Origin of the sequence: Pseudothauera hydrothermalis (genome assembly GCF_003345255.1) — a bacterium.
Classification (GTDB): Bacteria; Pseudomonadota; Gammaproteobacteria; order Burkholderiales; family Rhodocyclaceae; genus Pseudothauera; species Pseudothauera hydrothermalis.
Genome location: NZ_CP029331.1, coordinates 441,332 through 453,704 on the forward strand (window position 1 = coordinate 441,332; position 12,373 = coordinate 453,704).

The following is a 12,373-nucleotide window of genomic DNA, read 5'->3' on the forward strand; positions in this document are numbered from 1 at the left end:
GCCACGCAAATAGCCGCGGTCCGCGGGCGGACCGGCAGGGTGGTTTGGCCAACGCAGAGCTTCAGAGGCGCGCTTCCCAGATGATGCAGATCTACCGTAAGCCCCCGCAGTTGTTGCCCGCCGAGAGCGCATTTTTCCGGTTGCCCGGTGCGCTGTTGATGATTCTCGACGAGGACTGGATCATCCAGATGATGAGCGAGTCCTGGCGTGACGTGCTCGGCATGGGGCCGGAGACCTTGCGTTGGCGGCGCTTTACCGATGTGCTGCACGAGCTGGACCAGCCGGATGTGGTCGAGCGGCTCGGGCGCATTGGCGATGAACTGTCCACCGTGCGTTTTTCCTGCCGCTGCCGCAAGGCCGACGGACGCTATGTCGGCCTGGTATGGAGCGTGAGCTATGACCCGGACCAGGGGCTTTTTTATGCTTCGGCACATGAGACTGCGGTCAATCTGTCAGACCATGAAGCCCGGTTGCCCGAGGTATTCATCGACGGTCTGACCGGGCTGCCCAACCGCGCGCTGTTTCTGGACCGGGTCAACCACGCCATGCAGCGTGCCGCGCGCCGTAAAGATTTGCGCTTTGCGGTGATCCACTGCGGAGTGGACCGGTTCAGCGTCATCAACCACAGCCTTGGCAACCGCATTGGCGATCTATTGTTGATCGAAGTGGCCAATTTATTGCGCCGCAGCATCCGTCCCACTGACATGGTGGCGCGCCTGGGCGGAGACGAATTCGGCATTCTGCTGGAGGATATCCGCGATGCGACCTCGCCGTTGCGGGTCATCCGGCGGCTGCAGGACAAGCTGGTGTTGCCCTTCCAACTGCATGAGCACGAAGTGTTCTCCAGCCTGTCATCCGGGGTGGCCTTGTCCGGCGAGCAATACGAAGAAGCGGACGCCATGCTGCGCGATGCCAACATGGCCATGCGGCGGGCCAAAGTGCAGGGCGGCGGCGGTTACGTGCTGTTCGACCGTGGCATGCACGAAGAAGCGTTGCGCCGCCTGGACCTGGAGCTGGATTTGCGCCGTGCGCTGGAGAAAAACCAGTTCGAAGCATATTACCAGCCCATCGTGCGGGTGGCCGATGGTCGCTTGATGGGTTTCGAAGCGCTGGTGCGCTGGAATCACCCGGAGCGCGGGCTGATTTCCCCGGTGGAATTCATTCCGCTGGCCGAAGAAAACGGTCTGATCGTGCAGATCGGCCGGTGGATGTTGGCACAAGCGTGCGCGCAAATGCGTGCCTGGCAGCGTGCTTTTCCGCGTCGGCCGGCGCTCACCGTCAGTGTGAATCTGTCGGCGCGCCAGTTGTTGCATCCGGATGTATTGTCCGACATTCGCCGCATCTTGCGGCAAAGCGGTTTATCCGCGCGTCATCTGAAGCTCGAGATTACCGAAAGCGCGATGATGGAGGATGCCGAGCGCGCCATCGAATTGCTGCTGGCGCTCAAACGCACCCGCCTCAAGTTGATGCTGGATGACTTCGGCACCGGCTATTCGTCGCTGTCCTATCTGCACCGCCTGCCTATCGACGCACTCAAGGTCGACCGCTCGTTCATCATGCATATGCACGCGCGCAGCGAAGACCGCAGCTTTGTCGAAATGATCGTTAACCTGGCACAGAAACTGGGGCGCTCGGTGGTGTGTGAGGGGGTGGAACTGCCCGAGCAAGAGGCGGTGCTGCGCGAGCTGGGCGTGGACTTTGCCCAGGGGTTTTTGTACTCGCGCCCGGTCACTGCCGCGCAGGCCGAGATGCTGATCATCGACGATGCGGCGCGCTTTGCCCGCAGGGCACGGTAGTCGGCTGCCGCCAGCTTACACACGACATCCCGCATCTTCACAATTCGATACATTGCGCAAACAGTTGCGCAAAAATGGCTTGCGACACTGTAGCCATGTAAAGACCGGGACCGTTGCGCGAAGGCGGTCCCGCCTGGCCGGCATCCAGAACAATAAATCCGGCCGCAGGCCAGACAAGCAGGAATCAACCAAAGGAGGATTGGGCATGTCCGACTCGAACGGGCAATCCGCGCTCGACACTTTTCCGCGTCTGCTGATGCACCATGCCAAGGTGCGCCCCGACCGGCCCGCGATGCGTGAAAAAGAATACGGCATCTGGCAAACCTACTCCTGGAAGGCGGTGGCCGAAAATGTGCGTGCCATTGCCTGCGGCCTGGCGCAATTGGGCTTCAAACGTGGCGACCGTCTGGCCATCATCGGTGACAACCGTCCGCGTCTGTACTGGTCGGTGGCCGCCTGCCAATGTCTGGGCGGCATCCCGGTGATGCTCTATCAGGACGCGGTGGCGCAGGAGATGGCTTATGTGCTGCAAGATGCCGAGATCAAGTTTGCGGTGGTCGAAGATCAGGAGCAGGTCGACAAGATGCTGGAAATCCTGCCCGAGGTGCCCTTTTTGGAGCATGTGATCTACGACGACCCGCGGGGCATGCGCCACTACACCCAGACCATGCTGATGGGGCTGGATGAGTTGCAGGAGATGGGGCGCATCCACGACCGCAACCAGAGCGATTTCCTCGACGGCGAGATCGCCAAAGGCGCGCCGGACGACATTTCGGTGATGCTCTACACCTCCGGCACCACCGGCAAACCCAAAGGCGTCTGCCAAACTCATGGAGCCTTCATCGCAGCCGCGCAGGGCGGGGTGGCATTCGACCGGCTGACCGATCAGGAAGACATTCTCTCCTACCTGCCGATGGCCTGGGTGGGCGACCATCTGTTTTCCTTTGCCCAGGCCATGGTGGCCGGCTTTGCGATCAACTGCCCGGAGTCGAGCGAAACGGTGATGACCGATATGCGCGAAATCGGTCCGACCTACTACTTTGCGCCGCCGCGGGTATTCGAAAACCTGCTGACCCAGGTGATGATCCGCATGGAAGACGCCGGCTGGCTCAAGCGCAAGCTCTTCCACCACTTCATGGAAGTCGCCCGTCGCTGCGGTGCCGAAATTCTCGATGGCAAACCGGTTCCGACCATGGACCGTTTGCAGTACGCGCTCGGCAACCTACTGATTTATGGTCCGCTGAAAAACGTGCTGGGCATGAGCCGTATCCGCGTGGCCTATACTGCCGGCGCGGCCATCGGGCCGGATCTGTTCCGTTTTTTCCGCTCCATCGGCATCAATCTCAAGCAGCTCTACGGCCAGACCGAAACCTGCGCCTATGTGTGTTTGCAGCCGGATGGGCAGATCAAGCTCGATTCGGTGGGTAAACCCGCGCCCAACGTCGAAGTCAAGCTCGCCGACAATGGCGAGATTCTGGTCCGCGGCCCGATGCTGCTCAAAGCCTATTACAAGCGCCCGGACGCCACCGCCGAGTCGATCAATGCGGAAGGCTATTTCATGACCGGCGACGCAGGCTTTTTCGATGAAGACGGCCATCTGAAGATCATCGACCGTGCCAAAGATGTCGGCAAGCTCAACGATGGTTCGATGTTTGCGCCCAACTACATCGAAAACAAGCTCAAGTTCTTCCAGCACATCAAGGAGGCGGTGGCTTTCGGCAATGGACGGGATTTCGTCACCGCGTTCATCAACATCGACCTGGAAGCGGTCGGCAACTGGGCCGAGCGCAAAGGCTTGGCATATTCCGGCTACACCGATTTGGCGCAGCAGGATGCGGTGTATCAGTTGATCCGCGAGGACGTGGAAAAAGTAAACGCCGAACTGGCCTCCGATCCGATGATGAGCGCCAGCCAGATCAAGCGCTTCCTGATCCTGCACAAGGAACTGGATGCCGATGATGGCGAGCTGACCCGTACCCGCAAAGTGCGCCGCAACTTCATTTCGGAACGCTATGCGGTACTGATCGAAGCGCTCTATGCAGGGCGTAAGTCGCAGTACATCGAAACACCGGTCAAGTACGAGGACGGCCGCGAAGGCAAGATCGCCGCCACGCTGCGCATCGAAGAGGCCAAGACTTTTCCTGCGCGCGCCGCGCGCCAGGCCGCCTGAGGGAGGCAGGAATGATGATGAACGACATGGCACAAACCGGCACCGGGGCGAGCGCCGGCCGCCGCATCGGCGACGTGATTCTCGACCTGAAGAACATTTCGCTGTCTTTTGGCGGCGTCAAGGCGCTGACCAATATTAGTTTCGACATCCGCGAGCACGAGATCCGCGCCATCATCGGCCCCAACGGTGCCGGTAAAAGCTCCATGCTCAATGTGATCAACGGGGTGTACCACCCGCAGGAGGGCCAGATCATTTTCCGTGGCGAGCAGCGCCGGGAGATGGAGCCTTACATGGCGGCTTCCCAGGGCATCGCCCGCACCTTCCAGAACATTGCGTTGTTCAAGGGCATGAGCGTGCTCGACAACATCATGACCGGCCGCCATATGAAAATGAAATGCGGCATGCTGTCTCACATGCTCTACTGGGGGCGGGGTCAAAAAGAGGAAATCGAGCACCGCAAGAAGGTGGAGGAGGTGATCGACTTTCTCGAAATCCAAAACATCCGCAAAACCCCGGTCGGCCGTCTGCCTTACGGGCTGCAGAAGCGGGTGGAGCTGGCCCGCGCGCTGGCCGCCGAACCTGAACTGCTGCTGCTCGACGAGCCGATGGCCGGCATGAACGTGGAAGAGAAGCAGGACATGTGCCGCTTCATCCTCGACGTGAATGACCAGTTCGGCACCACCATCGTGCTGATCGAGCACGACATGGGCGTGGTCATGGACATCTCCGACCGCGTGGTGGTGCTCGACTACGGCAAGAAAATCGGCGACGGCACACCCGATGAGGTCAAGAACAATCCGGAAGTGATCGCCGCCTACCTGGGCACCTCGCACTGAACACGCCGACGGCAGAAGGATAAGGAGACAACGATGACGTTCTTTTTCGAAGTGCTGATCGGCGGCTTGCTCTCGGGCGTGCTGTATGCGCTGGTCGCGCTCGGTTTCGTGCTGATTTTCAAAGCATCCGGGGTGTTCAACTTTGCCCAGGGGGCGATGGTGTTCTTTGCCGCGCTCACCTTCGTCGGCTTCACCGAAGTGTTGCCGGGATGGTTCGGGCTGGAGCCGGGCAGCCGTGCGGTGTTCTGGCTGGCTTTTGCGCTGGCGCTGGCCTCGATGATCCTGCTGGGTGTCGCCACCGAGAAGGTGGTGCTGCGCAAATTGGTGAACCAGCCGCCGATCACCCTGTTCATGGCTACCATCGGTCTGACCTTTTTCATTGAAGGTTTCGCTCAAGCCATCTGGGGTGCGAATGTGCGCGGCCTGGATCTGGGCATTGCCGACGAGCCGATCCTGTGGGTGCTCGACGAGTACAACCTGATCATCTCCAAGTTCGACCTCACCGCGGCAGGTATCGCCTTGGTGATGTTTGTGGTGCTGGCGCTGATGTTTCAGTACACCAAGGTAGGACGCGCATTGCGTGCGGTGGCCGACGATCACCAGGCCGCGCTGTCGGTGGGCATTCCGCTCAAGCACATCTGGGCGATCGTCTGGGGGGTGGCCGGCTTCGTGGCGCTGATCGCCGGCCTGATCTGGGGCGCGCGCAGCGGGGTGCAGTTCGCGCTCACCTTTACCGCGCTGAAGGCGTTGCCGGTGCTGATCCTGGGCGGCTTCACCTCGGTGCCGGGCGCCATCCTGGGGGGGCTGATCATCGGCGCGTCGGAAAAGCTAGCCGAGGTGTTTGTGGGCCCGTATGTCGGCGGTGGGATCGAATCGTGGTTCCCGTACATCCTGGCGATGTTTTTCCTGCTGATCCGTCCTGAAGGGCTCTTTGGCGAGAAACATATCGACAGAGTGTGATCCTCATGCCTGGGCGCACCCTGTCCGGGTGCGCCCAGGCGCGGCACGCACCGAATAACAAATCCAAGTACGGAGACAACGCATGCTTTACCGTGAAGCCGGTCAATTCAAGACTACTTACCAGGAGGACGCGCAGATCTTCCCGATCCGCCAGGACCGCATCGGGTTTTTTGCGCTGTTGGCCTTTTTCTTCCTGGTGGTGCCGGTCGTGGCCGACCAGTATTGGCTGCAGGCCATCCTGATTCCCACCCTGATCTTCTCGCTCGCCGCGCTGGGCTTGAACATCCTCACCGGCTACGCCGGGCAGCTATCGCTCGGTTCGGCAGCCTTCATGGCGGTGGGCGCGTTTGCCACCTATAACTTCATGTTGCGCATCGACGGCATGCCCTTTTTGCTCGCCGTGGTGCTCGGCGGCCTGTGCGCGGCCGCGGTCGGCATTCTGTTCGGCCTGCCCAGCCTGCGCATCAAAGGTTTCTACCTGGCGGTCGCGACGTTGGCGGCGCAGTTTTTCATTGTCTGGGCCTTGGTGAAGTTCCCCTGGTTTTCCAACTACTCCAGCTCGGGCGTGATCACCGCGCAGGAGGTCAATATCCTGGGCTATGCCTTCACCACGCCAGAATCAAAGTACCTGCTTACTTTAGCCATCGTCACCGTGCTGGCATTGGCCGCCAAGAACATGGTGCGTTCCACCACCGGCCGTAAGTGGATGGCGGTGCGCGACATGGACGTGGCGGCCGAAGTCATCGGCATCCGGCTGATGCGCACCAAGCTGCAAGCCTTTGCGGTGTCATCGTTTTACTGCGGGGTGGCCGGTGCGCTGTACGCCTACACCTACCTTGGCACGGTGGAGCCCGAGGGGTTCAACCTCGATCTGTCGTTCAAAATCCTGTTCATGATCATCATCGGCGGAGTGGGTTCCATTCTGGGCTCGTTCCTGGGGGCGGCTTTCATCGTGCTGCTGCCGATCTTCCTGAATGTGATCCTGCATTCGGCGGTTGGCGAAGCGTTGCCGCCGGGCTTCGGTTCCAGCTTGGAGCTGATGATCTTCGGCGCATTGATCATCTTCTTCCTGATCGTGGAGCCGCACGGCATGGCGCGTTTGTGGCAGATCGCCAAGGAGAAGCTGCGTTTGTGGCCGTTCCCGCACTGATTCGAGGCATTATCCGCATGCCGGGCCGGGCCCTGCTCCCGGTCGGTTGAAAGCGTTACAGCAGGGTACCAATCAAAAGAGAGGAGGCACGTTATGAAGTTCAGTTTCCGCAAGACCCTGGTCGCCGGCGCCGTCGCCGCCGGTCTGCTGACCACCGGCTATGCCGCTGCCCAGGAGCAGTTCATCGGCCTGCCCAGCTACCGCGTCGGCCCCTACGCCGCCGGCGGCTCCGGCATCTACGGTGGCTGGATCGATTACATGCAGCTGATCAACCAGCGCGACGGTGGCATCAACGGCGTCAAGCTGACCTGGGAAGAGTGCGAGACCGAGTACAACAACGCCCGTGGCGTGGAGTGCTACGAGCGTCTGAAGAACAAGGGCGCCACCGGCAATTCCGTGTTCCAGCCGCTGTCCACCGGCATCACCTACTCGGTGCTGGAGAAGGTCGCCGAGGACAAGATCCCGCTGGTGACCATGGGCTACGGCCGTACCGATGCGGCCGACGGCCGTGTGTTCCCGTGGGTCTTCCCGCTGATCACCACCTACTGGTCGCAGGCTTCGGCCATCGTCAACTACATCGCCAGCAAGGAAGGCGGTGCCGACAAGCTCAAGGGCAAGAAGATCGGCCTGCTGTACCACGATTCCGCCTACGGCAAGGAATCGCACGCGATCATGGACAAGCTGGCCGCCAAGCACGGCTTCACCGTCGAGAAGATCGCCGTGGCCCACCCGGGCAACGAGCAGCAGTCGCAGTGGCTGCAGATCCGCCAGTCTCGTCCGGACTATGTGGTGCTGTGGGGCTGGGGGGTGATGAACCCGACTGCGCTGCGCACCGCCGCACGGACCGGCTTCCCGCGTGAAAAAATGATCGGTGTGTGGTGGTCCGGCGCCGAAGAAGACACCGTACCGGCCGGCGACGCCGCCAAGGGCTTTACCGCAGCCGGCTTCAACGTGGCGGGAACCAATTACCCGGTGATCAAGGACATCCAGCAGCATGTGTACGGCAAAAACCTGGGCAACATGCAGGACAAGAGCCGGGTAGGCAGCGTCTATTACAACCGCGGCGTGGTGCACGGCATCATCACCGTGGAAGCCATCCGTACCGCGCAAGAAAAATTCGGCAAGGGCAAGCCGCTGACCGGTGAGCAAGTGCGTTGGGGTTTCGAAAACCTCAAGATCGACAATGCTCGCCTGAAGGCGCTCGGTGCCGAGGGCTTCATGCCGGAGCTGAAGGTGAGCTGCGAGGATCATGAAGGCGCTGGCGTGGTGAAGTTCCAGCAGTGGGACGGCGCCAAGTGGAACGTGGTGTCCGACTGGGTGGCGGGCGACCGCGAACTGGTGCGCAGCATGATCGAAGAATCCGCTGCGGCTTACGCCAAGGAGAAAGGCATTACTCCGCGCGACTGCTCCAAGGAGTCGTAATCGCGTGACGCGCCCGTGCGCCGTCTGCGGTGGCGCGCGGGTGCAAGACTCCCCTGTTGCGGGGGGTCTGCAGGCGGTATTGCGCACCGCTATCTGACGCGGTACCGCCTGCAGACCCGCTCCGGAATCAGCCGGGGAGGTGGGACGCAAGACATGAGGCGACACGACAGATGAACACAGCCAACACCACTGCCGCGGGGCGCGCGGCGCCCTACCTTAGCGTCAACAACATCGAGGTCATCTACGACCATGTCATCTTGGTGCTCAAAGGGGTGTCCTTCGAGGTGCCGCAAGGCGGCATCGTTGCGCTGCTCGGCGCCAACGGCGCGGGCAAATCCACGACACTTAAATCCATCTCCAACCTGCTGCGCGCCGAACGCGGCGATGTCACCAAGGGCAGCATCGAATTCAAGGGCGCGCGGGTGGATCAGATGACCCCCAACGAGCTGGTCAAGCGCGGTGTCATCCAGGTCATGGAAGGCCGCCATTGCTTTGGCCACCTGACCATCGAGGAAAATCTGCTTACCGGTGCCTACACGCGTCATGTTTCACGCAGCCAGCTCAAAGACGATCTGGAAAGGGTGTATCACTACTTCCCGCGCCTGAAAACCCGGCGCAGTTCGCAAGCCGGCTACACCTCGGGCGGTGAGCAGCAAATGTGTGCCATCGGCCGCGCACTGATGGCCAAGCCGGAGATGATTTTGTTGGATGAGCCGTCGATGGGCTTGGCGCCGCAGATCGTCGAGGAAATCTTCGAGATCGTCAAAGATCTCAACAGCAAGGAACGGGTGAGTTTCTTGCTGGCCGAACAAAACACCATGGTCGCGCTGCGCTATGCCGACTTTGGCTACATTCTGGAAAACGGCCGTGTGGTGATGGAGGGTGCGGCCAAAGATCTGGCCAATAACGAGGATGTCAAGGAGTTCTACCTTGGCCTGTCCGGCGAAGGCCGCAAGAGCTTCCGCGATGTCAAACACTACCGCCGGCGCAAGCGCTGGTTGTCCTGATACCGCCTTTCGCAGCCCACGGCAAGTCATGCACGCTTACAGCCCCCCGCTCGTGCTGCCCACCTTCGTTGTACCGCCGCCGGGGGGGCGGCTCGCTCGGGAAAGTTCCATGGAATACTACGATCAGCGCGAAATCCGCTCGCAGGCCGAACGCGAATCCGATCTGTTTGCCCGTCTGCCTGGGCAGATCGCCCACGCCAAGGCAAACGCGCCGGCCTTTGCGCGCTTGCTTGCCGAGGTCGATCCCGCCTCCGTGACCACGCGCGAGGCGCTCGCCCGCCTGCCGGTGATTCGCAAGTCGGAACTGCTGGCGCAGCAAAAAGCTGCGCGTCCCTTTGGCGGCTTTGCCGCGGCCCGCTGGGGACGCGACTGCCGCCGGGTGTTCGCCTCACCGGGTCCGTTGTATGAGCCCGAGGGCGCACGGCCCGACTACTATCGGTTAGCGCGTGCGCTGTTCGCGGCGGGCTTCCGGGAAGGCGATCTGGTGCATAACACCTTCTCCTATCACTTCACGCCGGCCGGCTCGATGATGGAAACCGCGGCACATGCGCTCGGTTGTACGGTGTTTCCGGCCGGCGTCGGGCAGACCGAACAACAGGTTGCGGCCATGGCCGATTTGCGGCCTACAGCCTATACCGGCACGCCATCGTTTCTGCGCATCATCCTCGATAAAGCCCAGGAACTCGGGGTGGTGCCGTCTTTTACCAAAGCCTTCGTTTCCGGCGAGGCGTTTCCGCCCAGTCAGCGCGAGGCGCTCGCCGCACGCGGCATTCAGGCGTTTCAGGCATATGCCACCGCCGACATCGGGCTGATTGCCTACGAGACGAGCGCGCGTGACGGGTTGGTGGTGGATGAAGACATCATTGTCGAAATCGTCCGCCCCGGCACCGGCGACCCGGTGGCCCCGGGCGAGGTCGGCGAAGTCGTGGTCACCACGTTCAATCCGGACTACCCCCTGATCCGTTTCGGCACCGGCGATCTTTCCGCGCTGCTGCCCGGCTGCTCGCCCTGCGGGCGGACCAATATGCGCATCAAAGGCTGGATGGGGCGGGCCGATCAGACCACCAAGATCAAGGGCATGTTCGTGCATCCCAGTCAGGTGGCCGACATCGTGCGCCGTCATCCCGAAGTGCTGCGCGCTCGACTGGTGGTGGACAATCCTGGGCAGAGCGATCGCATGACCCTGCACTGCGAAACCCGTGCGGCCGACACCGCATTGGTCGAAAGGCTGGTCGCCACGATTCGCGAAGTGACCAAATTGCGCGGGGAAGTGGTGCTCTGTGCGCCCGACAGTTTGGCCAACGATGGCAAGGTCATCGACGACTTGCGCACCTACGAGTAATCCAATGCGCGCCGCTCCGCTTGCCGGCCTGCGGGTGCTGGATCTCACCCGTTTGTTGCCCGGCCCGCTCGCTACCCAGCATCTGGCCGACTACGGCGCGGATGTGATCAAGGTTGAAGACACCGGTGCCGGCGATTACGCCCGCTGCCTGGGCCCGATGTGTGGCGACACCAGCTATCTTTACCGACTGGTCAACCGGGGCAAGCGCAGTATCCGACTGGACCTCAAGCAGCCGGCTGGGCGCGAACTGCTGCTGCGCCTGGCCGATGACGCCGACGTGCTGGTGGAGGGGTTTCGGCCCGGTGTCATGGACAAGCTGGGTTTGGGGTATGCGGTGCTGGCCGAGCGTAACCCGCGCCTGGTGTATTGCAGTATTTCCGGCTATGGCCAAGACGGCCCCTATGCCCAGCGGGCCGGCCACGATATCAACTACATCGGCTACGCCGGCGTGCTCGATCAGATCGGCGCAGCCGGCGCAGCGCCTGCACTGGCCAATCTGCAGATCGGCGACCTGCTCGGCGGCACGCTCAGCAGCCTGGTCGGTATGCTGGTAGCGGTCATCGATGCGCGCACCAGCGGGCGGGGACGTCATGTCGATGTATCGATGACCGATGCTGTCCTGGCCCACGCCATATTCCCACTTGCCGAAGTGCTCGCCCACGGCGCGGTCAAGCCGCGCGGCGAAGACTTACTCACCGGGGGCGTGCCGTGTTATGGCGTTTATGAAACCGCCGATGGCCGCTACATGGCAGTCGGGGCGCTCGAAGAAAAGTTCTGGCACCGGGTCTGTGAGGCGCTGGGGCGCGCGGATCTCAAGCCCGCGCATCTGGCCAGCGGTGAGCTGGGCGCACGGGCGCGCGCCGAGCTTGCGGCCATCTTCCGCTCGCGCACGCAGGCAGAATGGACCGCGGTGTTCGATCCGATCGATTGCTGCGTCACCCCGGTGCTGCCAATGCAGGAAAGTCTTTCTGATCCGCAGCTTGTCGCACGTGGCATGATCGTAGAGGTAGACGGGGTCACGCAATTCGGCCCCCCGGTACGCTTGTCGGACTATGCCCCGGCATCGTTCAGTCCGGCACCTGCTGCGGGCGCACATACCGAGCAAGTGCTGGCTGAACTGGGCGTGGACGCGGATGAACTGGCCCGTCTGCGCGCAGCGCAGGTGATCTGACCGATGCCGCTCACGCCTTGTCGGCGGGCGGTTTGCGCGGACTGCTGGCTTTCTTGCGTGTGGTGCGCGTGGGTTTTTCTGCCGTAGCCGGCGGCTCGGGCTGGGGGGCCGCGCCCATCATGGTCCACGGCCACATCCCGGCGGCGCTGGCAAAGGGGTTGACTGGCTCGCTGGGTGCGCCTTGTGCGTCGGCCGGTTGCTGCGCATGCTCGCTCATCGCCTTGACCGCGGCCAGTGCGGCGCGTTGCATTTCCAGCCCCTGGGTGCTCATTTGCAGCATGTTGAGGTTCATCTTCAGCCAGCCTTCGACGGCCTTGAGATCGGCAATGCGTTTGTCGAGCTCATCGATGTCCAGCGTGGGCGTGACCATGCCCGGTAGTGAAAATCCCATGCTGTTCCACATGCCGCGGATGAATTCGAGCGGGTCCTGGGCAGTTCGTTCCTGTGACATGGCAAGTGCTCCCCCTGTGAATGATCCGGCCGGCTGCGGGCCGTGCGGTAGGATGGCGCGCTGGGCCT

At 62.0% G+C, this 12,373-nt stretch carries 10 protein-coding genes; 9 read left to right on the forward strand and 1 reads right to left on the reverse strand.

Features of this window, described 5'->3' with window-relative positions; all coding sequences use genetic code 11:
• The first annotated feature begins 80 nt into the window (after positions 1-80).
• The 9 genes from DIE29_RS02065 (at position 81) to DIE29_RS02105 (ending at position 11,854) form a co-directional block, all read left to right on the forward strand.
• Positions 81-1,796 (forward strand): putative bifunctional diguanylate cyclase/phosphodiesterase, encoded by a 1,716-nt coding sequence (locus DIE29_RS02065; protein ID WP_114649058.1) that lies wholly within the window; start codon positions 81-83, stop codon positions 1,794-1,796.
• A 205-nt stretch (positions 1,797-2,001) separates the two neighbouring features.
• Positions 2,002-3,966 carry an AMP-dependent synthetase/ligase gene (locus tag DIE29_RS02070; RefSeq protein ID WP_102040816.1) on the forward strand — a complete coding sequence of 655 codons (1,965 nt, stop codon included), beginning with the start codon at positions 2,002-2,004 and terminating at the stop codon, positions 3,964-3,966.
• An 11-nt stretch (positions 3,967-3,977) separates the two neighbouring features.
• On the forward strand, positions 3,978-4,802 hold the full coding sequence (locus tag DIE29_RS02075) for an ABC transporter ATP-binding protein (RefSeq protein WP_102040817.1): 825 nt from the start codon (positions 3,978-3,980) through the stop codon (positions 4,800-4,802).
• Between the two features lie 33 nt (positions 4,803-4,835).
• Positions 4,836-5,762 (forward strand): branched-chain amino acid ABC transporter permease, encoded by a 927-nt coding sequence (locus DIE29_RS02080; protein WP_114649059.1) that lies wholly within the window; start codon positions 4,836-4,838, stop codon positions 5,760-5,762.
• An 82-nt stretch (positions 5,763-5,844) separates the two neighbouring features.
• Positions 5,845-6,912 (forward strand): branched-chain amino acid ABC transporter permease, encoded by a 1,068-nt coding sequence (locus tag DIE29_RS02085; protein ID WP_114649060.1) that lies wholly within the window; start codon positions 5,845-5,847, stop codon positions 6,910-6,912.
• A gap of 93 nt (positions 6,913-7,005) precedes the next feature.
• On the forward strand, positions 7,006-8,334 hold the full coding sequence (locus tag DIE29_RS02090) for an ABC transporter substrate-binding protein (RefSeq protein WP_114649061.1): 1,329 nt from the start codon (positions 7,006-7,008) through the stop codon (positions 8,332-8,334).
• A 170-nt stretch (positions 8,335-8,504) separates the two neighbouring features.
• A complete protein-coding gene (locus DIE29_RS02095) occupies positions 8,505-9,341 on the forward strand; it encodes an ABC transporter ATP-binding protein (RefSeq protein ID WP_102040821.1) in 837 nt (278 codons plus the stop codon).
• A 109-nt stretch (positions 9,342-9,450) separates the two neighbouring features.
• Entirely contained in the window at positions 9,451-10,683 is a 1,233-nt protein-coding gene (locus tag DIE29_RS02100; RefSeq protein ID WP_102040822.1) for a phenylacetate--CoA ligase family protein, read from the forward strand.
• Positions 10,684-10,687: 4 nt separating this feature from the next.
• Positions 10,688-11,854, forward strand: a complete 1,167-nt coding sequence (locus tag DIE29_RS02105) for a CaiB/BaiF CoA transferase family protein (protein ID WP_102040823.1) — start codon at positions 10,688-10,690, stop codon at positions 11,852-11,854.
• 10 nt (positions 11,855-11,864) lie between these two features.
• Here DIE29_RS02105 and DIE29_RS02110 read toward each other — a convergent pair whose 3' ends face one another.
• Complete coding sequence (locus DIE29_RS02110) at positions 11,865-12,305, reverse strand: PhaM family polyhydroxyalkanoate granule multifunctional regulatory protein (RefSeq protein ID WP_114649062.1); 441 nt, start codon at positions 12,303-12,305, stop codon at positions 11,865-11,867.
• Positions 12,306-12,373 lie beyond the last annotated feature (68 nt).